Below are 22644 nucleotides of genomic sequence, written 5' to 3' on the forward strand. Positions count from 1 at the left end.
GCAAATGAGTTTGACGTCAGATCAGATGGAATTGCGCGAAGACGATATTCGCAAACATTACCCGGCGGCGACCGCCTTGCTGAATGGGTTCGAACACGCGCCGCGGATTGCGAAACCGGTTGAAGTGGCGGTCGAGCGGTCTCCGGGTGTCACGACCGGGAGGCGGTTTCGATCCACCACACCCGGTTTGGTGACGCGGCGCACTGTACGCGCAGACGGGGTGCATCTGGTTGAACGGATTGAGGCATCCGATGACGGCGATACGCTGGTCTCGCCGCCGCAGGCCACCACGCAACAGGCCATTCGCCGCGCCATCGCAATCGCTTTGGCTGTGGCCGAGGCTTATGCGGACCAGACACCGCTGGCCGATTTGAAGCGTGCGAACCTAGCCGGGGATCTGCCTGCCGCGCGGAAGGCCGAGTTCTCGGGTTTGCTGACCGCGGAGGCGCTTATCTCATCGCATGTGCTTGGAAATGCGCTGGCGTATCTGATGTCCTCACATCTAAGTGAAACCACCGTCGATATCGGCGAGGTCGAAGAGATCCTGACCGACAACGGCCAACTCGCCCTGCATGGCGCGCTGTGGGAGCTGGACCAAATGTTGGCCAAACACGCCCCTGACGACGCCCACCTGATCGCCGCCACAAGTGCCTATGCCGAGCAGTTGATGGAAAAGGCCGCCCTGCGTGCGCAGTCGGCGGACCATCTGGCCCCGTTCCAGAACGCCGCCTGGCATATCGACGCCGATGACCTGACGATCCGAGGGTTCGAGCCGGCCTCAAAGGCCAAATCCTCCACTCTGACCATGACGTTCAAGAAACCGAACGAGGTGGTGGGCAACCATATCGCCAAGTATCAGGCGATGAAGCTGGCCAAGATGCTGATGGCCTATGACTTCGACCGCCGCCTGAACCCGTTTGCGGAACTCGGCGGGTTCATCTTTACCTTCATGGGTGACGGCAAACCGGGCACCGGCAAGACCACCCTGATCCAGATGATGGCCGGGCTGATCAATGACTATTGCCAGAACGCGGGCTATCCGTTCCGCTATCAGAACCTGAGCACCGACAATATCGACAGCTATCAGGGCAAGTCCGGCCAGAACGCCAAAGCCTTTATCAATACGATCATTGATCCCTCGGTCATCGGTTTCGGGACCATCGACGATATAGACCAACTGGCGGGAAAACGCGGCGACCGGCAGTCCAGCGCGGGCCAACTGGAAATCACCGCTGTACTGATGGAGAGCTTTGCTGGCGCCAACACCGTCGTGCGCGGCAATTGCACCTTTGGCATGTTCTCGAACTACCCTGAGAATGTGGACGACGCCCTGCGCCAGCGGGCGGGCGCGCGGTTTCTGGTGGACGGGCCGCAAACGCGCGAGGATTACATCGACATCCTGCACCTGCTGATGGGTCGCAACCACGACATCCCGCTGGGCGAACACGACGCCTATGCCGCGCAGGAGATCAAAAACGCCGTCGCCGCCAGTTTCGAAAGCCATTCCCGCCCGCATGAGGATGCTTTATTGCAGGTCTATGACCGGGTGTCCCACGAGATCGGCCAGATGGACACGATCGCCAAGCTGGGCAACTACCTCAAGGCGATCCAGCAGGCGGATGAGCGGTTCACCGGTCGTGCGATCAAGAACATCACCGACGCGGTCAAGGTCCGCGCGATGGATTTCGAACTGCCCGACGAGTGGATGGAGAACCCCGACCTGTTCCTGTTCCGCGACTACGACACCAAGAAAGCGATGATCGAAGACCTGCGCCAGCCGATCACGGTTGAGATGGTGATCCAAGAGATCAACCGCTACGCCGACAGCGAGTTCCGCTATGCCGACAAGAGCGACGAGGTCGCCATCGAGAACGCTGTCCGTGAGATGGGCCGGATGGAAGAGGCCAAGCGGCGGTATTTAAAAGGAAAGAACTTTGACTAGAAGATTTGTTATTGAAGCAGAAGGCTACCCGGAAATGCCTGGCATGATGCTGGTAACCGTCGAGGCTATGAAACAGGTAGGGGGCTCCGCAAGTATTTACGAACTTGACGAGAAGGTCGCGGAACTTGAAGGCGTTTCTGAGGAAGAACAATCCTTCATGATGACCGGAACTAACCAAGGCCAACCACGATTGAACTACTATCTGGCTTGGGCTCGAACCTTTTTGAAGAAGGGTGGTGCGCTCGAGAATTCCGCTCGTGGCATTTGGGCGTTAACTGAGTTCGGAAGCACCATAGATACAATTGACGATACTCAGCGAATAATCGACCAGGTTAACGAAGAAGAAAAAGCTAGAGCTCGCGAGCGCCGGAAGAAGAAACAACAAAACGGGGATGAGCCCGAGTTGTTTTCACCTTCTGATCAGAGTGGCAATATCGAAGAGACGCCTGATACAGAGACGTGGAAATCAAGGTTACTTACCAGTCTAAAACAAATGGACCCATACGCCTTTGAACGTTTAGCACAGCGCTTGCTTCGGGAAGCAGGGTTTACCAAAGTCGAAGTCCGTGGAAAATCCGGTGACGGTGGAATCGACGGTGTCGGCGTTCTTCGGGTGAACCTCGTTTCGTTCCAGGTGTTCTTTCAGTGCAAACGCTACAAAGGAAGTGTTGGGTCATCGGAAATTCGCGACTTTAAAGGGGCGATGATGGGGCGAGCAGACAAAGGATTGTTCATAACGACTGGAAATTTCACCGCGCAAGCTTCGGACGAAGCTACAAGGGATGGGGCTACCGCGATTGACCTAATTGATGGGGATCGCCTGTGTGATTTGCTCAAAGAAAACGACCTTGGGGTTGCGACAGAAATGATTGAGTCGGTCACAATAGATGAGAAGTTCTTTGCCAGCGTTTAGTGTTAAATCAAAGGAAGGAAGGTCCGCTTAGTGATCCGCCTCATCGAAAAAGGCCTGATGTTCGGTAATCTTGTCCACATCTCCAGCCCGGCTCTGGTCGAGCGGTATAACCGCGCGCTGCAGCATCTGGCGGGCAAGACCACGGCGCTGACGGATTTCCATGTCGATATCTCGGGTTATTCGCCGGAGGTGGGGATTGAGCTGGAGGACACGCTCTACCTCAATCCCAACGGGGTCAACCGGCAGTTCATCCTGCTGACGACCGAACAGAAACGCGCGCCGCTGTTGAATGTCAAATTCTCGACCTCGCGTGATATCCTGCGTGAATTCATCGAGATGAACGAGGCGCAGTTGTTCGCCCTGACCGCCACCGATGCAGTGGCCGGAGAGTTGGTGAACTCGGTTTTCAAACTGTCCACGCCGCGCGACCTGCTGAACCTGCGCAAGATCGAGATTGAGGCCGACACCGCAGGCGGCACCTTGCGCAAGGCCCAGCAACTGGCGGGGATGGTCGAACGGTTCAAGACCGAAGAGGATGCGTGGTTCGACGACGTATTGATCGCCAAGATGATCGAGACGGCCAAAGAAACCGGCGACGTCACCCGCAATCCGGTCCGTCTGCGCCACACGGATTTTGAGCAGCGCAATTTCTGGACCGCGCATTTTGGCGGGCTGTATCTGTTTCCGGATGTGGATCACCCGGCGGCCGTCTGTATGGGCGAAAAGCCGGATGATCTGCCGATAAAGTACACCTTCGACCCGTCACAGCGGAACCAGATTGCCAAGTTTCTGGACTACAACGATCTGGTCGAACCGATTGTCAAAGCGCGCGGCGTGGATGCCGCCGCGATCCTGCAACAAAAGATGGATTTCCTGACCGTCGATGCGGCTGCGGATGCAGATGTCGACCTGACCGGGCTGGATCGCAGCGACATGCGTCGGCTGGCGCGCAACCACTCGGATCGCCTGCCCGAGGCTTATCACAGGCTCGCTCAATTGCTGCGCTGGGCGAGCGATGGGGGGCCATGGCCGCGTATCACCTCGGACCATCCGGCCTATTTCTATACTTTGCGCGCGGCGGATACACCGAACCGCGATCTGGTGAACATGCTGCTGTCTGAGTTGGCCCCGCTGGACCCGCGCCAGATGTTCATCTGCCATAAAGAGCTGTTCTACCGCACATATTCAGGTTGGCCCGAGAGCAAGAAAGCCTATGTTGCCGACTTCCTTGCGCGTGAGTATCAGGTGGACAAGCAAGGGGCCCGCGCCGCGTTGTTTGGGCATGAGCCGGATATGAGCGGCAATGACCGGGTCAGCGATGACATAATCGCTCGGGTCGGTCCCTGGGGTTCGGTGAGGAAAGGCTGATATGATCGGATTGTTGCGCCTGTTGCTGATCTTGCTGGTGGTCCAGACGATTGCCTATGTGGCGCTGTCTTTCTATTCGCGCGGCATTCGGCGGCGTAAGCTTGAGGACTGGTGGGATAAAAAAGGCAAAACGGGCAACAAAGAAGCCTTTGTCGAACGCGGATTGCATGTGTATGACAATTCGTTCCGGCGTAAACTGATCCTGGGTGTCTATATTGTGCCGTGGGTGGCGATTGGCGCGCTGATCTACATTGTGAATTACATGTGAGGATTTAGGCATGGCCTATGTGAAATGGGCGTTCATTATTATCTTCTGGGGTACGATTGCGGCGGTCTTGCAATACTCACTGCCGCAGCATGACATTGTGCGCATCGTCAATACCTATGAAGAACGGCAGGATCTGAACGACTGGACCCGGATTTTCTGGTCTGAACCCCAGGACCAGTCCGCAAGCCTTGCCAATCGGGACGTGCAGTTCATTCAGGCCGTTCGCGAAAGCGGTAAACCCATCGTCTATCGAAACGAGGATACTGGATGGGGTTGGCCCCCCTATTTCAAGTTCGATACCGCAAATCTGTATACCGAAGCCAATGATGCGAAATCGACCAAAGAGAATCCGAAATGGGTGGTTGTTACTCACTACGGCTGGCGCAATGAGTTTCTGTCGATCTTTCCAAACGCCATCTTCATCAACCATGTGGATGGGCCGGATGCGCGGATTATCCCCTGGTTCAACATCATATTCCTGACGATTTTTGCCGCGGTGGTCTGGGCGATATGGGTGCGCTGGCGCAGGTTCCGGGAGGCCCGGATCGACCCGATGATCGAAAACGTGGAAGACGGGCTGTATGCGGCGGGTGACGCAATTGAAGAACGGCGCACCAGGTTTCGGCGCTGGCTGGACAGCTGGAAGTCAAAGTAAAGCGTAGAGGGGCGTGCAATCAGCACGCCCTTCCGCCGTCACCTGACTATGAACTCTGCGTGCAGCGCGCCCGCTGCTTTTATGGTTTTCAAAATGTCGATCATGTCCTGAGGCGACACGCCCAGCGCGTTCAATCCAGCAACCACTTCGGACAGAGTTGTCGCCTCGGGGATTTCGGCAAGACCGGTGCCTTCTTCCTCTTCGATGCCAGCGATGGTGCGGGGCACGACCACTGTTTCACCTCTGGCAAACGGGTTGGGTTGCACTGCAATCGGGGCCTCTTGCACTGTTAACGTCAGATTGCCTTGAGAAACAGCGACGCGCGAAATGCGGACCTCTTGCCCCATAACGATGGTACCCGACCGCTGATCGACGACCACGCGCGCTTTTGATTCCGGTTCAACCAGTATGTTTTCGATTCGCCCGATGGCATGGGCCGTTGATACCGCTTGCGTCGCGGCAATGTTAAGTTCAACCGTTCCCGAATCCCGCATGATGGCCACGGCCCTGTTGAACTCGGTATTGATCGTGGATTCGATCCGTGCGGCTGTGGTGAAATCGGGTTCTCTCAGAGCAAGACGCATTTGGGTCAGGGTCGACAGGTCAAAGTCAATTTCACGCTCAACCCGCGCGCCAGATGGTATGACGCCCGACGTTGGCACCCCACGCACCACCGAAGCGGCCTCACCTTCGGCAGAAACGCCGCCCGCCAAAATTGTGCCTTGAGCGACAGCATAAATTTGACCGTCGGCTGCGTTCAAAGGTGTCATGATCAGCGTTCCGCCCAACAGGCTGCTGGAATCGCCGATGGCCGAAACAGTCACATCGATCTGACCGCCCACCCTGGAGAAGGGTGGGAGGCTGGCTGTGACCAAAACCGCTGCCACGTTTTTTGGTCGAAAATCTTCGCCGTTCACGTTGACGCCCAGACGTTCGAGGATGTTGGACATGATTTCTTCGGTGAAGGGGGCATTGCGCAATCCATCAACGGTTCCATTCAAACCTACGACTAGGCCGTAGCCAACCAGATCGTTGCCGCGCACGCCGTCAAAATCGACCAGGTCCTTTAGACGGATTGCCCCCGCCCAAGCCAGGCTGGGAAGGAAGACCAAGATAAGTATCAGCGCCCTCATCTCAGAAAATTCACCAGCGATAGGTTCGCGTTGCGAACAGTTACGGAATACAAGCTTTCCAATTGGAACTGCACAGTTTGCAGTTTTGCCGCCGTTTCATAAGGGTCCGCCGCGATCAGTTCGTTTCGGCTGTATTCAAGGCTGGTGCGAGCAGCCGAATTCCGTGTCGCTGCCTCTTCTATACGGGCCTCCGCCGTGCCGACTTCGGCCCGGAGTTGCACGGTATCATCCTGCGCGTTGGCCAGATCAACACCCAACTGCGTGAACAGCATCGTGCGTTGATCTGGGGAAAGCGTCAATGCGCTGTCTGTTGCCAATGCGGCCACTGCAACGTCCCTGAGGGCGGCTTTGAAAGCCGGGTCCGTTGCAGTGATCGGCAGTGTGACGCTTTCATTTTCTGATACCTGCATCGGGGAAAGCGTGTTGTTCGATCCTTGGTAAATTACGGCGTCAAACCCGGCCGGGTCATTGAACCATGTGTCTGCTGCCAGACGGATATCTGACACAGTCGCAAGCCCGGTCAACTGCGGCCTCAGCGCCGCCAAAAGATCGTCTGATGATTGCAAAGGCGATACGTCGGTGGCCGTGCCGGAAAACAGGCTACGTCCACCGACGCGCGTGTTCAGCGCCGAGATCATCGTGTCCAGTTCGTTTTTCGCCTGCACCGATGCTTGTTCATGGTTCGCAGGCTGATTTGCGGTTCCATAAGCCAACAAGGATGCGGTCATTTCTCCGACAGAATCGCTGAAGGTTGTCAGGCTTAACTGCATGGCATCGGCGAACAGAGCCGCCTCAGATGTTGCTATGCCAAAGGCGTCGAGCCTGGCGAGGCTGCGATCCAAGTCGAGAAGCTGCGAATAATCGCCCCCCAACCGGCCTGAGATATCCTGTACCTGTCCAGTGGACATCTCAAACGAAAGCGTTTCGATCTGTGTTTTTATGTCTGTGGCACGCGTGCGCAAGGTCATACCGCGCGCCAGATCGCCGATAGATGTCAAAGTCATCGTTACAACCTCAGCAGAGTTTCAAGCAATTCATCCACGACCGAGATAACCCGTGCATTTGCGGCATATGTCTGTTCAACCTGCATGAGACGTTGCAGTTCCTGATCTGTATCTACACCTTGCTCGGCCTCGATCTGGGCCATTTGTTGTTGGGCGCTATTGGCGAAGGCCTGGCGTTGATCTGCTGCATGCGCATGTGCACCCGCTTTAGAGAGCAAAGCCTCGGTCAACTCGGCGGCACGCATGTTTCCTGTACCGAACACTCCGCCAGGTATCGGACGCGCGTCACTCAGGATGTTTCCGAAGGCACTTAGTTGAGCGGCTTGTCCGGGATCACCTGCTGTCACAGCGCCCAGACCCGAACGCAGCTTCCAGCTGTCTCCGCCAACGTCAGGATCCACCGTAGAATTGATTGCAATCCGAGAGGCGAGCCCGACAAAAGCGGTAGGATCAAACCGGTTGCCATTGTCGGTAAACAGGCCCGGATCGCTAACCAGGGCGGTGAGGTCCAGCCCCGACGTTTCGAACCGTTCGATCAGGTCGCGGGCAACAGTGTCCAGTTGCATCTGTGCCTCAATAGCCAGTTCATCGCGGATAGTGAACTGGGCCATCAGCGCTCCGCCACGAATCTGTGCGGTGTCACCGCTTGTGCGCACAGGGTTTCCGTTCATCTCCAACCCTGACATAAGGCCGTTTGCCACCGTCATATGCGGCATGGTCTCACCCGTTGTGGAAAAGGTGAACTCTGACGCTTTGCCCTCCAGCAGTATTAAGCCGCCATCGGAATATAGCGACATCTGATCATTTACGCGCGGCACGACGTTGACCGGAATCATCGTGTTGACTTGATCGATCAGGACATGTCGTTGATCCAACAGGGCACCAATGTCTCCACCCGAGTTTTTAATGGCAGGAATCTTGGCGTTCAGGTCTTCGATATCCTGCAAAGTCCGGTTTAGGTTTTCAACTTGAGCGCCGATCTTGCGATCTGCGTCCGAGCGCGCCTGCCGCACGCCTTCAGATGCTTTATTCAGCGCGTTGGCCAGATCACCTGCCGAGCGCGCGACCTGATCTAGTCGTTCGACCGAATCAGGCAGGCTGGCTGCAGTTATGAAGCTGTTTTCCAAGTCCGACAGGCGCGTGGACAACGAGGACCCGTTTGCTGGAGACCCGACTAGTTGTTCGAAACGCGTATGAAAATCCGAAACTGCGGATTGTAACGCAAGTTCGGCGTCCGTTGACCGTCTGTTGGCGGTTAAAACAGGGTCCTGGTGCCGAACCACCCCAACCGTGCGGACGCCGCTGCCGGAAATCTGGCTGGTTGTCAGTTCAAGGGAACGGCGCGCATAGCCCGGTGTCAGGGCATTTGCGATGTTCCCGGACACCACAGAGGCCCCTCGGCTGGCCGCTGTCAGCCCACCCAATGCATTGTTGAGTGCCGTCGACATGTTCATGAGGCTGCTCCTTTCCTGTGATCAGACACTGGTTCAGCGTTTCAGATTCGTCGTTTCCTGCAGCATCTCATCCACCGTCTGGATCATCGTGGCGCTTGATGAATAAGCGCGCTGTGTCTGGATCAGAGAGGTGAGTTCGGTTGCGACGTCCGTAGTTGATTCTTCGCGGGCGAAGGAAACAAGATCTCCGGTCGGGCCGTCGCCTGCGTTCCACAGAAAGAATGTGCCGCTTTCACGTGACGGGGCGTAGGTCTGACTGTCCAACGCCGTCAGGCCATTGGGATTGGGCACGTCCGCGAGAGGAATCTGAAACATCCGGCGGCTGACGCCAGTATCGTAGAACGCATAGACATAGCCATTTTCATCCACTTGAACGCTAGTCATTGTACCAACGGCGGAACCATCTCGTGTGATCGAAACCGGTGCAAAGGTGTCAGAGAGCTGGGTTATTCCATCGGCATCGCCGATCATGCCGATATTTATCTCCATTGGACCGCCGGCAACGTTGACCATGACGCTGCCGGTCGTTGGGTCGTATGCGCCACCTGATACTGCCGCGACACTGGCCAGAGTGCCGCCTGCGGTTCGGTTGTCGGTGAAAGTTAGTGTGTATTCCCCGATGATTGCGCCGCCAGAGGCGGAATCGCGCAGAACCATAGTCCATTCATTGCTGCTGCCGGTCGCCGGAACGGTTGGGATCAGCTGGATATCAACGCTTTCGGATTTGCCAAGGTTGTCAAAATACTCGACCGACAAAGGTTGAACGTCGCCCGGAGCGCCCGCATCGGTCGCCGTGGCGGGCAAGTTCATGCGCAGGTTCATTTCTGTTGTTGGGGCGCCTGAGAGCTGATTGACGCTCAGTTGAATGGGTTCAAGTGCAGCGGGTGTGTCGCGGGGTACAGACGGAATGGTCCCATCCGGACCAGCGCGCCATCCTAGAAGAACAAGGCCGGATTCGGTTACCAGATACCCTTCTTCGTTGGTGCGGAACGATCCGGTTGTGGTCAAAAGCATTTCGTTCGAGTTATTGCCGATTTGCGAACTAGGGCGCACTGGCAACATCCCGCGCCCGCGAACCGCGAGGTCGGTGGAGTTGCTGGTTGTTACCAAGGGTCCGCGCTGATCAATCATGCGCTGGCTTGTCGTGCGCACGCCACCTGCCGAATAGCTGCCACCTTGACCCGATGTGACCATAGAATGAAAATCCGTCTCGACCCGCTTGTACCCATAGGTCGAGGAATTCGCGATGTTGTCGGAAATCGTTGCCAGCCTGTTGGCGTTGGCTTTCAGCGCTGCCACGCCGGCATTGAGCGAAGAGGAAATGGTCATGGGCGCGCCCTTCTGTTGCGTCAGTCGTTGATGCAACAGGTAACGCGCTGCCCCTTAACAGCGCGCTAACATGTAAAATGCGTTCTATCCTTTAGGGGTGACGCAGGAAGATCACTTCGACCCTGTTGTTCCGCGGGGCCATTGGGTTTTTAGCAAATAACTCACGGTCTGCATGGCCGGTGACGCGATCCATCCGCCGTGCCGTCACGCCCTTGTCCTGCAGCAACTGGCGCAGTTTTTGCGCTCGTGCAGTAGACAGATCCCAGGCGGTGTTGCGGGCCTGTGCAACAGGCGAGGCGCTGACATGGCCTTCAACGGCGATCGAATTTGTCACTAAATCCGAGGATCGGGCGATGATCAGGGCCAGCGCGCGCAGGAAGCGGGTTGGCGTGTCGGATCCCGATTCGAACAATGCCTGATCCTCGGTGTCAAAGAGTTCGACGACAAGTCCTTCGTCAGTGACGCGTGTGACAATGTGCTTGAGCAGCTTGTCCGACACATCGCTTTCGCCGGTGCGGCCAAGCAGTTGGGCTTCAAGCGTCGAGAAGTCTTCCTTGTTCCCTTTGCCGCCACCCTGTGCATCCACGCCGACGGACCCACGGGCCAGGCGCGACTCGGTTGCGTACTTGGTTGTAGCCCCTTGGCCGTCCCGCAGCAGCGTGTCTTCTGACAGCATACTGTCGCCACCAAAAGCGCCGTCACCGCCCCCGGATTCCGGGCTCAGCGGGATTGTCGGCGCGAAGTAATCCGCCAACCCCTTGCGTTGTTGTTCCGTTGTTGCGTTCAGCAGCCACATCAACATGAAGAAGGCCATCATGGCCGTAACAAAGTCGGCATACGCGACTTTCCACGCGCCGCCATGATGGCCATCGCCACCTGACACACGCTTCTTCTTGATGATGATTGGCGCCGCGTTTGTTTGCGCACCCATCTCCACCACCTTTTTATCACCCAACTCTGTGACTAGCAGCGGAGGACTTAAGGTGGCCTTAACACTTAAAACTGTTCAGAATTCGCTTAACGCGGTACCCCGACCGATGCGCGGCGCAGAATCAGAGACAGTCGACTAAAGCTGTTTTCGATCCCTTCGGAATCCGGTTTACCGAAAAACGAATCCAATTCGTCGTGAACGCGCACGGCCTGATCCAAAAGCGGGTCTGACCCTTCGGCATATAGCCCGGCCTTTATCATCACTTCTGACTGTTCGTAGCTTCCGACAAGTCTGCGTGTTTCCGAAATCATATGATTTTCCGCCTCGGACGCCGCCCCCGGCAAACTGCGGGACACGGACCTGCTGAGATTGATGGCGGGGAAACGCCCACGTTCGGCGATGTCACGGCTAAGCACGATATGCCCGTCCAGCACGCCGCGCAGAATGTCTGCGACAGGTTCATCCATGTCCGATCCGGCCACCAGCACGCTGAACACGGCGGTGATATACCCCTGATCCTGCGCGCCCGGTCCTGCGCGTTCACACAGATTGGCGATCAGGGGTGTGACCGAAGGCGGATACCCGCGCAGAGACGGCGTTTCCCCCATGGCGACGGCAATTTCCCGGTGTGCTTCAGCAAAACGGGTCACTGAATCGGCCAGAAACAGGACGTTCAGGCCCTGATCGCGCAGGAATTCTGCTGTCGACATCGCTGACCAAGCGCAGCGCCTGCGGGACAAGGCCGATTGGTCCGAAGTCGCTGCCACCACGATGGTCCGCTGCATGGCCTCCGGACCGATGGCATGGGCAACAAATTCATTTACTTCGCGCCCCCGCTCACCAATCAGTGCAACTACGACTGCATCCGCCTGCATGGAGCGTGCCAGAGTTGACAGGAGCGTCGATTTCCCAACGCCCGACCCGGCAAACAACCCGACCCTCTGACCGCGCACGATCGGTAGCATTGTGTTTAGAACGGACAACCCCGTGGCCATCCGCTCTCCCAACGGTTTGCGTGTTACAGCTGGCGGCGGGGCCTGCATGATATCGCGGTCCTGCGCCCCGTTCAGCAGAGGTTTCCCGTCAAGCGGTTTGCCAAATGGATCGATAACACGCCCCAACCAGTGCAGGCCCGGTGCGAAACCCGGAGAGGGGTCAAGATACACGCGGTCCCCCAGACTGACACCATCTGGTGCGGCGCCTGGCATCATATGAACATGATCCGCATCCACATGCAGCACTTCACCTGAGACATCAGGCCCCGAGCGCCGCTGCAATGTAAGCAGGTCGCCAATTCGCGCGTGACTGTTCAGGCCGCTGATCTCGATCAGACCCTGCGCGACGCCACTGACCAGCCCCACATGACGGACCGCAGTCATCCTGTCGAATTCATGTTTCAGAAGCATCGGGTCGAGATCTGACATCGTGGGTTCTCCAACTGAGTTCTGAAAACGGTTTCTAAAGGAATCGGGGTTAAGCCCTGATTGAAATTGATCGAGGGAGAAGCCCCGATGTTCTATGACCTGAACGTCTTTAAGACCGCGTACGCAATGGCAACCCATGCCGGGCAACGGCAGGCGGTCATTGCGCGCAACATGGCCAATGCGGATACACCCGGCTACCAGCCGCGCGATATCGAATCTTTCAAGACAGCTTTCGAAATCTCACAACGTGAAACGACTATGAGCGCCACGCGTCAGGGTCATCTGCACAGAGGTTCTGATGCGAAAAGCTGGGCCGAGTTCGATACCGTCCCTTCTGGCGATCCTAACGGCAACGGCGTTTCCCTTGAAGAAGAGATGCTGAAATCGGTCGATGTTAAGCGCCAGCATGACCGGGCTTTGGCTATTTACAAGTCATCCATGAATATCCTGCGTACCAGCCTGGGTCGTGGCTAAGAGGAAAGAAGATGAGCGATTTTTCCCACTCTCTGACCGCATCCGCCAGCGCCCTGCGTGCACAGGCCGCCCGCTTGCGGCATGTGTCCGAGAATATTTCGAACACCGATACGCCGGGCTACCGGCGCAAAACGGTGCCATTTGAAACTGTACAAAAAGACGGTCGCGACATGGTGCAGGCCGGTCGTGTCACGCTTGATCGGCGTGACCTAAGCAGGATCTACGACCCTGGCCATCCGATGGCTGATGAAAGCGGCCACTATCAGGGATCGAATGTCGATCTGATGATCGAAATCGCCGACGCGCGCGAAGCGCAGCGCAGCTACGAAGCCAATCTCAAGATGTTTGATCAGACGCGGCAGATGTCGTCGTCGTTGATGGAATTGCTCAGAAAATAAAGGACAGCCAGAATGGACATCCGATCCCTGACCGCCGCACAGAGCTATACCGGCGCACGCCCCGCGACACAGGCCGATCCCGAACACACCGGGACGACGCAGGGGCTTCAGGCCAGTTTTCAGGACTTTGCGGCCACGTTGAAACACAGCGAGCAGATGTCTCAGGCCGCGATGGTCGGACAAGCCGATCCGCACGCATTGGTGCAGGCGCTGGCGCAAACCGAACTGGCTGTCGAGACAGCCGTGATCGTACGCAACAAGGTGGTCGAGGCTTATCAGGAAATCCTGCGGATGCCGGTCTGACACGATGCTGAGCGAAGGTCTTTTCTATGACATTGTGCGCCAGGCCCTTTGGGTTGCGGTGATCACATCGGTCCCGATTCTGGCTGTCGCCTTGGTCTCTGGCCTGATTGTCGGCTTGTTTCAGGCGCTGACGTCGATTCAGGAAATGACACTGACCTTTGTTCCCAAGCTGATCGCCATCGTTGTCGTGTTCTGGATCTCGATGGGGTTCATGACCCAGACTCTGGTGACGTTCTTCACCGGAACGCTCGTTCCTTTGATCGCAGGAGGTCGCTGATGGACACCGCTTATGTTACCTTGTCCCGCCAATCTGGTTTGATGAGTGAAATGCGATTGGTGGCAAATAATATCGCCAATGCGAACACGACTGGCTATCGCCAGCAAGGTCTTGTGTTTTCTGAGTTCATTCATGACATGCCCAAAAGCCCGTCGCTTTCCATGAGCCGGGCCGAAGCCCGCAACACGTCGTTGCAACAGGGGGTGTTGACGGAAACCGGTGGGCAGTTTGACTTCGCGATCGAAGGCGCTGGTTTTTTTATGGTTGAAACGCCGGACGGGAATCGGTTGACGCGGGCTGGCAGTTTCTCGACCAACGCAGAGGGGGATCTGGTGGCCTTGGATGGCGCGCGCGTGCTGGACGCCAATGGCGCGCCGGTTTTCATCCCGCCCGATGTCGCCACGATAGACGTTGGCAGCGACGGAACCCTGAGTGTCGATGGGCAATTGTTGGGGCAGTTGGGGGTGTTCAACATCGCCGACCCTAAAGATCTCGTCCGCGAAGGAAACACACGTTTCCGTACGGACGAGGCCATAGATCCGGTTGACGAACCGATTGTTTTGCACCGCTTTCTCGAAGGCTCAAACGTCAATGCCATTGAGCAGGTGACGCGCTTGGTTGAAATCCAGCGCGCTTACGAACTGGGGCAAAGTTTTCTGGAAAGCGAAGACGAGCGGGTGCGCGGGGCGCTTAACGCCCTGATGCGCTGATCTGAATAAGGAGAGTGTTAAATGCGAGCCCTAAAAATTGCCGCCACCGGCATGTCCGCTCAACAGATGCGTGTCGAGACGATTTCGAACAACCTGGCGAATATGAATACCACTGGCTACAACGCCCGACGGGCCGAGTTTGCGGATTTGCACTATCAACAGATGGCCCGGGCCGGGGCAGTGAACGCGTCGGATGGAACGGTCCTGCCCACTGGTATTCAGCTGGGTCTGGGTGTGCGGCCTGCCGCCGTGACGGTGCAATTGGAGCAGGGTGCGCTGTCGGCGACCGGCAGTGATCTGGACGTGGCGATTGAAGGGCGCGGCTACTTGGAGGTGACGCTTCCCAGCGGTCAGACCGCCTATACTCGCGATGGTAGTCTGAAACGTTCGGCTGAAGGGCTAATCGTGACCTCTGATGGATTTGCGGTTTCGCCCGAAATCACCGTCCCTGACGATGCGCGCTCTATTTCGATCAACGCGGGCGGCGAGGTTTACGCCTATTTTGACGACGCTCCCGAAGGTCAGCTGTTGGGAGAATTTGCGCTTGCCAGTTTCTCGAATGCCAAGGGGCTTGAGGCAATCGGAAGCAATTTGTTCAAGGAAACCGAAGCCTCAGGTGCGCCCGTTTTGGGCACGCCTGGTGAAGACGGGCTGGGAACAATAAGGCAGGGCTATCTGGAGGACAGCTCGGTCGACGCGGTGCGCGAGGTGACAGAACTGATCGAGGCGCAGCGTGGTTATGAAATGAATGCCAAAGTCATTTCAGCAGTCGATCAGATGATGAGCGCAACAACACAGGTGCGCTAATGCAACGTCTTATAGCGGCCCTGACGATCTTGATACCCTGTGTTGCGCAGTCTGACATCGTGGTTTCAACCCGAACGATCCGGGCAAAAGAGATCATTGTCGCAGCAGATCTTGAGATGAAGCCGACGGAGGTCGCTGGTGCAGTAAAGGATCCCGAGGCCTTGATCGGGCAGGAAGCCAGGGTGGCTCTTTACCCCGGCAGACCCATTCGTGACACGGATGTTGGTCCGCCCGCCGTTGTTGACCGCAACGATCGGGTGATTTTGGTGTTTAATAGCCAACCCTTGTCTATCACCACCGAGGGTCGAGCCCTCGGGCGCGGCGCAATCGGCGAGCGCATTCGGGTGATGAATCTTTCGTCTCGAACAACGGTAACAGGCCGAATCCGCCCAGATGGCCAAATTGAGGTGCAGTGATGTCAAGACTTCCAAAAACTCTTCTTTTGACCGTGTTTGCTTTGTCTACGTGCGGGCGTCTGGACCATTTGGGAAAACCGCCAAGTTTCACCCCTAACGAGGACTCGCCTGAACAGGTAGCCATGCTGTGGCCGGGCCTGCCGTTACACACGCAACCCCAGCGAAATGTGGATCGTTCATCGCTCTGGAGTGGCGGTCAGCAATCTCTGTTGGGCGATCAGCGGGCGATCAAAAAGGGAGATATTCTAACCGTCGTCATCGAACTGGATGAAGAGGCCGAGATATCCAATGACACGCGACGCTCCAGATCCGGGTCGGAAGAGCTTGGGGTGGGAAGCTTCTTTGGCTTGCCGCAGCGTGTGCAAAAAAACCTGCCGGAAGGCGCGTCATTGGACGAAGCCGTCGCGATCGAATCGGATTCTTCAAGCTCTGGTCGCGGATCGGTTCGGCGGAACGAAAAGCTGACCTTGCGCGTGGCCGCAACGGTGCTGGATGTGCTGCCAAACGGGGTTTTGGCCATCTCGGGATCACAAGAGCTGCGCGTCAATTTTGAACTACGCGAGCTTTTGGTGGCTGGCTATGTCCGCCCTCAGGACATCTCACGCCAGAATGAAATCACCTATGACAAGATCGCGTCGGCGCGTGTGTCCTATGGTGGCCGTGGGCAGATTACGGATGTCCAACAACCTCGGTACGGCCAGCAAATTCTTGATTCTCTTCTTCCGTTCTGAGGTGCAGGTGTGATCGCAAAACTGATTCCAGTTCTTTTCCTGGTTGTTGGACTGGGGGCGGGTGTTGGCGCCGGGCTATACTTGGCTCCGGCGCAAAAGCCCGAGGATGCCACACCCGACAAGGATGCAGCGCTTAAGGGAAATGACAAAGGCAAAGAGCAGGGCAAGTCCAAGACGTCGAAAAAGAAAGATGGCGGCGGATCAGAGTTTCTGAAGATGATCAAGCAGTTTGTTGTTCCGGTCGTGAAAGATGATTCGATAGACGCCATGGTGACTTTGACTCTGAGCCTCGAGGCTGATCCCTCGATCACAGACAGGTTCTATGCAATTGAACCAAAACTGCGGGATCGTTTCCTTCAGGTTTTGTTTGATCATGCAAATTCAGGTGGGTTCGACGGCGTTTTCACAGAGTCCGGTAATTTGGACATCCTGCGAAAATCCTTGTTGGAAGTCGCGCGCAAAGATCTGGGCGATAACGTCACAGAAGTGCTGATCATGAGCGTAAACCGGCAAGACGTCTAAAAAAAATGCTTGGTTTTTATTCGACCAGCTTTCGGGCGGCTTTGAGGCTGTGTTTCTGATGAAATTTCTCCCCCAGAGCTTCGACGGCTTGTTTACGCCCAAACGCAAAGCGAAGCGCCTCCACCGCCGCAAGTTTTTGTGCTCGAATCTGGGCAACTTGCATATTGAGCTGGCGCCGTGTGGCGGACTCCCACCCGTTCCACAGAATGTCGGTTCCGGAAACTTGGTATCCTTCGGTTTTGTCGCTTTCCGTTCGCACTTGACTCAGCTGCAAATCCAGTTTTGCAAGCTGTTGCCGAACCCTCGCCTCAGCGTCCAGGATCGGCCGCAATTCCTGAAACTTTTTTTGAAATGTGGCCTCTGTCACTTTTTCCAAAGCCGGGATTTGGGTGTGTTTCATCGGATCTGCTCCTTGGCGCGTTTTCGCATTGCTTCGGCAAACCGGATCGCAGCCGCCACGGGCCGATAATACTCTTCGGCGATTTCCTGCCCTATCTCGACAGTTGCGTGAAGCGCGCGGGCTGTGGGTGGATCCGAGTGGATCGGAACCCCGGCTTCGCTTGCGGCGGTTCGAATGGCTGCTGCTACTTCGTCGACTCCTTTGGCGACGCAAACGGGTGCGCTGCCGATAGTTCGGGACCATTTCAACGCAACTGCAAAATGGGTGGGGTTAACGATCACGGCATCTGCGCCGGGCACATCTGACATCATCTGGTTGGTGGCAATTTCTTGCGCGCGCTGACGGCGGTGCTGTTTGACATGAGGGTCACCTTCGGCGTCTTTGGTTTCGTCTTGGATTTCCTTGCGCGACATACGGTTTTTGCGCATATGCTCGGCGTATTGCCACAGAAAATCGACGACCCCGATGACCAGGGCAATGGCGATCACGATAAACAAAAAACGAAACAATAGGTTCATCATCAACAGGATGGATGACTTGGCCGGTGCCGCGCTGGCCGACAGTATTTCGGTCAGGTTTGCTTTGAGAAACAGCGCAAGACACGTGCTGTAGATCACCAGCTTGATCGCACTTTTGGCGAATTCAAAAAGCCCGCCGCGGCCAAACTTGTTCTTGGCATTCGACACAAGCGAGATGCGTGAGAGCTTTGGTTTCAGTTTGTTTGGGGCAAATATCAAGGCGCGCTGGGCGATCAGGTTCAACAACACGGCCGCTGCCGGCAGGCAAAACAGCAAGGCCACAGGCATCAAAGCCCCTTTTAAAATCCCCGCAGTCGGAGCGTTTGAAGGCCCATCTGTCAAAAGCCGCGCAATCTGGTCGGATTGTTCGATCAAAACCATGAACACGGTGCCCATTTGTTCGACAGTGTATTTCCCAGCCGTCATGAGCGCGATCAGTAACCCGGTGTACGCGGCCACGACGGACAAATCATTGGATTTGGGAACTTCACCCTTTTCGCGCGCTTTTTGCAGCTTTTGCGGTGTCGGTTCGTAAGATTTGTCACTGTCGTCGCCGCCCCCACTCATGGCTGCGGTCCGACCGGGTTCACAAAAAACGCCATCAGCGCGTCAGACCACACCGAAAGGATTAGCGGTGTACCGGCAAACAGCAGGAACAGCCCGGCAAAAGTGATTGCGGGTGCACCTACGAAAGCGACCATCAGCTGTGGCATGGCCCGGTTGATGACGCCCAGCGCCAGATTGTAGATCAATGAGGCGATGACAAAAGGCGTGGCCAGAGCAAAGGCCAACCCAAAACTATGTGTAATCTGCTGAACACCCCAGCGCGAGATATCGGCAGCCCCAGGAAGCAAGCCGGCTGGAAACAACGTGTAACTGTGGATCAAGAACTGCGCAGCCCGCACATGCAGCCCCATAATGACGGCGAGTGTCAAACCAGCCAGCGTCAAGAGATATCCCATGGCGGGAACCGGATCGACAGATGCACCGCCAAGAAGCTGGGACAGGGAGGTGGACTGAGCCGCGATGGATCCCGCCGTTTGTAAGGCTAGGACGAACAGACGCAATCCAATCCCAAGGGCGAACCCAATCAGGACCTCGGTTCCGACCAGGCGCACCACTGTCAAAAGACTGGTTTCGAAGGAGATAGCTGAAATAGCAGGCAGAATGATCAAGGTAAACGCGATGGAAATGCCAAGTTTGACCCGTGTGGGAATACTGCGCTCACCAAAGGCAGGCAGCAGCGAAACAAGCGCTGAAACGCGCAAGAACACGACAAAGGCTTGCCACAGAGTGTCGGATAGCTGCGACATCAATTCTGGCGGCAGAGCAATCACGTCGGGACGGTTCCGACCAAGGCGGGTTTGGCTTCCAGACCGATTTCTTCGAAGGACAGAACGGGGTTGGTGATGCCACGTGCGTGCATGATTGTGCGCAACAATCGCCGCCGCCGGGTCGAAGTCACAACAGCAGGGAACAGGCCGCTGTCAGCAGATTTGGCAACGCTGCTGACCACGCCGTCAGCCAGTTTGTTGAACAAGTTTGGCGGCAGTGCGACATCCAGCCCGGCATTGGGCGCGTCGATCTGGTAGGTGGCAAACGTGTCCTCCCATTCAGGGTCTAACTGGATCAGTGGGATCGAGCCATCCTCGCGCTTCATGTCGGCAACCAATTGGAAGCCAAGGCGTTGACGCACCAGCTCACAGATGCCTTCAGGTTGGGTTGTGGTCAGTCGCGCTTCGGCCACGCTTTCCAGGATTAGGGCCATGTTTCGGATCGACACGCGTTCATCGAGCAACAGGCGCAGAACCGCGTGCAGGGTGTCGATGGGCACCTTGTCCGGGATCAGCTCGTCCAACAGTTTTCGGTTGGCTTCGGCGCACACCGGGTCACTGAGCCGGGTCATTTCGGACAGCAGGCGACGCAGGGACTTCAACGTCAGCAGGCGCGAGAAATTCTGTTTGATGATCTCAAAAAGATGGGTGGCCAAAATCTCGGGAGGCGAGACGATGGTAGCGCCGCTCAGCGCCGCGTCTTCCTGATCTTTCGGAAGAATCCAGCGGGCAGGTGCGCCATAGACGGGCTCGGTCACATCGTTGCCTTCGGGAAGCAGATCAAACCCGTCCTGTACAAGGGCCAAAACAAGATCTGGATTGAGAACACCGCGCGCCTGTTCGACACCGTGAACCTTGATCACATAGGTCCCGGTTGGCAGATCGGCGCGGTCCGTCAGACGTATTTCAGGCAGGATCAACCCAAAGGTTGACGCCACATAGGTGCGCATATTGGCGATCCGGGCATCTAGGCCAGTACCTGGGTTCAGCACCATGCTGACCAGATCGGGGGCGAACTCAAGGTGCACATCGTCCAAATCAAGGATATCTCCGATGGCCTGAGAAATTGGTGTATCCATTTCGGTCGCGGGCAGCTGCGCCGCGGTTTCTTCCTCTTGCCGTTTGCGATGGACGGAATAGGCCGCGTATCCCAAGACACCTGCCCCAAGAATGAAGGGCAGAAACGGTAGTCCGGGCACCAACGCAAACAGGACCATCAGAACCGCCACTGTGGACAGGGCCGCCGGGTGGCGGCCCAACTGCGAGAAGATGGCGTTGTCCGTAGCCCCTTGCGTGCCACCGCGCGCCAGTAGCAAAGCAGAAGCTATAGAGATGATCACGGCCGGGATTTGCGACACCAACCCGTCGCCAACGGTCAGGATCGCATAAGTCTCGAACGCCGATGCCACGGGCATTCCGTGCACGATTACGCCCATGATCAGACCCATCACAAGGTTCAGCAAGGTGATCAGCAGACCGGCAATGGCGTCACCCTTGACGAATTTCGACGCACCGTCGAGCGAGCCGAAAAACGTTGTTTCCTGCTGTTCGCGTTCGCGTCTTTCCTTGGCCTGCTGGTGGTCAATGGCCCCGGCGGACATGTCACTGTCGATGGCAAGCTGTTTGCCCGGCATCCCGTCCAGGGCAAAACGCGCGCCGACCTCGGCCATCCGGGCCGCACCTTTGGTGATGACCATGAAGTTTACAATCAACAGGACGCTAAACACCACAAGGCCCAGAAAAATACTGCCGCCCATGACGAAATTGGCAAACCCTTCGATCACATCACCCGCCGCGTTTGGGCCGGTATGTCCTTGCCCGATGATCAGTTTTGTCGAGGACACATTCAGCGACAACCGCAGCATAAGGGATGCCAGAAGGATCGTTGGGAAGGACGAAAAATCCAGAGGTCTTTCGATGAACAGGGTCAGTGTGAAAATCAGGATGGCCAAGGCAAACGATGCGGCAAGCCCCACATCCAGCACCCAGGCTGGCATCGGAAGGATCATCATTACGATGACTGTCATCAGAGCCAGTGCCAGAAGAACTGTGGGTGAAAACAGGGATCGGGCGTCGATTTTGGGCACACGAAACTCCTAGTTGAACGCGATAAATGCGGTGGCGGCGCCCGCGGTCGGGACCAAAGAGCCCAATGCCCCACCGTGCTTCACGCTTGACCGCAGGGGGATCAAAGGTGTTCCTGTCCCGGTGAACGGATCGCGTGACATGGCTGCAAGCCGAGGCGAGGTCTCGCCGCTAAGCTGGGCCAGCACGGCCTGAAACCGCCCCGTGTACGCTTTGGCCAGCGATTCCGTACGGGAGTGATAGGCCCCGGCGGCAGCGGGCCACGTGCCAAGCTCGGTATACAGGTCTTTCAGGAAGCGGGCGGCGTAGCTGGCGTTCTCATCGGGGTCGAAAATCGCGTCGATCGAGCGGAAGGCTTTTCCGTGCCAGCGGTAGTTGATCTGGAAACAGCCGACATCAAAGCTGCGCGCACCTGCTTTGAAGATCTTGAAAACATGGGCTTTGGCTTCATCTTCGGTCGTGAACCAGTATCCCTGACCTTCGGCGTTGATGGTCCATGGCCAGGGTGAAAAATGCCCCGCCAGTGTACGGCCGGTTTCAACACGTGAGATTGCGCGCAACACGTCCAGAGGCACCCCTTCGGACAAAGCCGCACGTTGCGCGGCTTGATCGCACAGATCCCGTGTATGGGCATTGGGCGCGGCAAACACTGCCTCAGCCAGCGCGCCAAGCAGGAACATGATGAAAAACGAAAGCTTTCGAATTGGCATTCTGCCGGTCCGGGATTCTGAACTGTCCCGGCCAAGCTAGCCAATAATCGGTTTACAGAGGGTTATCGCCGCTTCAGTTTCGATCGATCCTGCGCCCAAAGACAACGCTGGTATTGGTGCGCAGGACGCCGGGAATCTTGGCCAGGTCGTCGACCAGAATGTCCAGATCTTCCAACCGGGGTGCTTCAGCCGAAAGCATAAGGTCGAATTCACCGTTGATTGACAGACACAATTTGACTTCGGGGTAGGCTTCGAGCCGTTTGATGATGCGGGTCGTTTCTTTTTGCTGCACCTCCAGCATGACGATCACCTGAACCTTGGGTGTATCTTCCGTCGCCCCAAGGCGCACGGAATACCCCGTGATGATGCCGCGCTGTTCCATCCGGTTGATCCGCTCATGTACCGTCGTGCGCGCGACGCCCAGTGTGGCTGCGATCTGTGTTGTCGATGCACGCGCATTGGCTTGCAGTGCGGCGATGATGCGACGGTCTAGCTGGTCCATTGGGGCTCCGGTATGCTATGACTCCGGGTTTAGTTC

Annotated in this window: 26 protein-coding genes; 14 read left to right on the forward strand and 12 right to left on the reverse strand. The window is 56.7% G+C overall.

Going from position 1 to position 22644, the window contains the following annotated elements; genetic code table 11:
- Positions 1-4 precede the first annotated feature (4 nt).
- Genes GS632_RS13290 through GS632_RS13310 form a run of 5 tightly spaced genes read left to right on the forward strand, consistent with a single transcriptional unit; the run spans position 5 to position 5146 of the window.
- A complete protein-coding gene (locus tag GS632_RS13290) occupies positions 5-1942 on the forward strand; it encodes an ATP-binding protein (RefSeq protein ID WP_171722096.1) in 1938 nt (645 codons plus the stop codon).
- Complete coding sequence (locus GS632_RS13295; protein WP_216601779.1) at positions 1935-2855, forward strand: restriction endonuclease; 921 nt, start codon at positions 1935-1937, stop codon at positions 2853-2855. Before GS632_RS13290 ends, GS632_RS13295 begins: the two co-directional genes overlap by 8 nt.
- A 30-nt stretch (positions 2856-2885) precedes the next feature.
- Positions 2886-4223, forward strand: a complete 1338-nt coding sequence (locus tag GS632_RS13300; RefSeq protein ID WP_171722097.1) for a DUF6638 family protein — start codon at positions 2886-2888, stop codon at positions 4221-4223.
- 1 nt (position 4224) lies between these two features.
- Positions 4225-4491 (forward strand): hypothetical protein, encoded by a 267-nt coding sequence (locus tag GS632_RS13305; protein WP_171181087.1) that lies wholly within the window; start codon positions 4225-4227, stop codon positions 4489-4491.
- Between the two features lie 10 nt (positions 4492-4501).
- Positions 4502-5146, forward strand: a complete 645-nt coding sequence (locus GS632_RS13310) for a DUF1523 family protein (protein WP_171181089.1) — start codon at positions 4502-4504, stop codon at positions 5144-5146.
- 38 nt (positions 5147-5184) lie between these two features.
- Here the strand turns inward: GS632_RS13310 and GS632_RS13315 are convergent, their stop codons facing one another.
- From GS632_RS13315 to GS632_RS13340, 6 genes are all read right to left on the reverse strand, one after another.
- Positions 5185-6279 (reverse strand): flagellar basal body P-ring protein FlgI, encoded by a 1095-nt coding sequence (locus GS632_RS13315; RefSeq protein WP_171722098.1) that lies wholly within the window; start codon positions 6277-6279, stop codon positions 5185-5187.
- A complete protein-coding gene (locus tag GS632_RS13320) occupies positions 6276-7283 on the reverse strand; it encodes a flagellin (protein WP_171722099.1) in 1008 nt (335 codons plus the stop codon). Before GS632_RS13320 ends, GS632_RS13315 begins: the two co-directional genes overlap by 4 nt.
- Positions 7284-7285: 2 nt before the next feature.
- The gene (gene flgK / locus GS632_RS13325; protein ID WP_171722100.1) at positions 7286-8737 is read right to left on the reverse strand and encodes a flagellar hook-associated protein FlgK; all 1452 of its coding nucleotides are present in this window, start codon (positions 8735-8737) and stop codon (positions 7286-7288) included.
- Between the two features lie 33 nt (positions 8738-8770).
- Positions 8771-10066 (reverse strand): flagellar hook protein FlgE, encoded by a 1296-nt coding sequence (locus GS632_RS13330; protein ID WP_171722101.1) that lies wholly within the window; start codon positions 10064-10066, stop codon positions 8771-8773.
- A gap of 91 nt (positions 10067-10157) precedes the next feature.
- On the reverse strand, positions 10158-10997 hold the full coding sequence (locus GS632_RS13335; RefSeq protein ID WP_171722102.1) for a flagellar motor protein MotB: 840 nt from the start codon (positions 10995-10997) through the stop codon (positions 10158-10160).
- Between the two features lie 86 nt (positions 10998-11083).
- Entirely contained in the window at positions 11084-12421 is a 1338-nt protein-coding gene (locus GS632_RS13340) for a FliI/YscN family ATPase (RefSeq protein ID WP_171722103.1), read from the reverse strand.
- An 87-nt stretch (positions 12422-12508) separates the two neighbouring features.
- Between GS632_RS13340 and GS632_RS13345 the strand changes: the two genes are divergently transcribed.
- From GS632_RS13345 to GS632_RS13385, 9 genes are read left to right on the forward strand one after another with little or no spacing between them, the layout of a single operon-like run.
- Complete coding sequence (locus GS632_RS13345) at positions 12509-12895, forward strand: FlgB family protein (protein ID WP_171722104.1); 387 nt, start codon at positions 12509-12511, stop codon at positions 12893-12895.
- An 11-nt stretch (positions 12896-12906) separates the two neighbouring features.
- Complete coding sequence (flgC, locus tag GS632_RS13350) at positions 12907-13293, forward strand: flagellar basal body rod protein FlgC (protein WP_171722105.1); 387 nt, start codon at positions 12907-12909, stop codon at positions 13291-13293.
- A 12-nt stretch (positions 13294-13305) separates the two neighbouring features.
- Positions 13306-13596 (forward strand): flagellar hook-basal body complex protein FliE, encoded by a 291-nt coding sequence (fliE, locus tag GS632_RS13355; protein WP_171722106.1) that lies wholly within the window; start codon positions 13306-13308, stop codon positions 13594-13596.
- A 4-nt stretch (positions 13597-13600) separates the two neighbouring features.
- Positions 13601-13873, forward strand: coding sequence for a flagellar biosynthetic protein FliQ (locus GS632_RS13360; protein WP_171621143.1), 273 nt, complete (start codon positions 13601-13603; stop codon positions 13871-13873).
- Positions 13873-14583: a flagellar hook-basal body complex protein gene (locus tag GS632_RS13365; RefSeq protein ID WP_171722107.1), complete on the forward strand. Its 711-nt coding sequence runs from the start codon at positions 13873-13875 to the stop codon at positions 14581-14583. The genes GS632_RS13360 and GS632_RS13365 overlap by 1 nt, the downstream gene beginning before the upstream one ends.
- 21 nt (positions 14584-14604) lie before the next feature.
- Entirely contained in the window at positions 14605-15390 is a 786-nt protein-coding gene (gene flgG, locus GS632_RS13370; protein WP_171621141.1) for a flagellar basal-body rod protein FlgG, read from the forward strand.
- Positions 15390-15806: a flagellar basal body P-ring formation chaperone FlgA gene (gene flgA, locus GS632_RS13375; RefSeq protein WP_171722108.1), complete on the forward strand. Its 417-nt coding sequence runs from the start codon at positions 15390-15392 to the stop codon at positions 15804-15806. The genes flgG and flgA overlap by 1 nt, the downstream gene beginning before the upstream one ends.
- Positions 15806-16537, forward strand: a complete 732-nt coding sequence (gene flgH / locus GS632_RS13380) for a flagellar basal body L-ring protein FlgH (RefSeq protein ID WP_171722109.1) — start codon at positions 15806-15808, stop codon at positions 16535-16537. Before flgA ends, flgH begins: the two co-directional genes overlap by 1 nt.
- A gap of 9 nt (positions 16538-16546) precedes the next feature.
- The gene (locus GS632_RS13385) at positions 16547-17059 is read left to right on the forward strand and encodes a flagellar basal body-associated protein FliL (protein ID WP_371810076.1); all 513 of its coding nucleotides are present in this window, start codon (positions 16547-16549) and stop codon (positions 17057-17059) included.
- 16 nt (positions 17060-17075) lie between these two features.
- Here the strand turns inward: GS632_RS13385 and GS632_RS13390 are convergent, their stop codons facing one another.
- From GS632_RS13390 to GS632_RS13415, 6 genes are all read right to left on the reverse strand, one after another.
- Positions 17076-17426 (reverse strand): hypothetical protein, encoded by a 351-nt coding sequence (locus GS632_RS13390; RefSeq protein ID WP_371809146.1) that lies wholly within the window; start codon positions 17424-17426, stop codon positions 17076-17078.
- A gap of 29 nt (positions 17427-17455) precedes the next feature.
- A complete protein-coding gene (locus tag GS632_RS13395; protein WP_171722110.1) occupies positions 17456-18544 on the reverse strand; it encodes a flagellar biosynthesis protein FlhB in 1089 nt (362 codons plus the stop codon).
- Complete coding sequence (locus GS632_RS13400; RefSeq protein ID WP_371809145.1) at positions 18541-19314, reverse strand: flagellar biosynthetic protein FliR; 774 nt, start codon at positions 19312-19314, stop codon at positions 18541-18543. Before GS632_RS13400 ends, GS632_RS13395 begins: the two co-directional genes overlap by 4 nt.
- Positions 19311-21398, reverse strand: a complete 2088-nt coding sequence (gene flhA, locus GS632_RS13405; RefSeq protein ID WP_171722111.1) for a flagellar biosynthesis protein FlhA — start codon at positions 21396-21398, stop codon at positions 19311-19313. Before flhA ends, GS632_RS13400 begins: the two co-directional genes overlap by 4 nt.
- 9 nt (positions 21399-21407) lie before the next feature.
- Entirely contained in the window at positions 21408-22106 is a 699-nt protein-coding gene (locus GS632_RS13410) for a lytic transglycosylase domain-containing protein (RefSeq protein ID WP_171722112.1), read from the reverse strand.
- Between the two features lie 73 nt (positions 22107-22179).
- A complete protein-coding gene (locus GS632_RS13415; protein WP_171181099.1) occupies positions 22180-22608 on the reverse strand; it encodes an Lrp/AsnC family transcriptional regulator in 429 nt (142 codons plus the stop codon).
- Positions 22609-22644: the final 36 nt, after the last annotated feature.

Origin of the sequence: Ruegeria sp. HKCCD7296 (assembly GCF_013110775.1) — a bacterium.
Classification (GTDB): domain Bacteria; phylum Pseudomonadota; class Alphaproteobacteria; order Rhodobacterales; family Rhodobacteraceae; genus Ruegeria.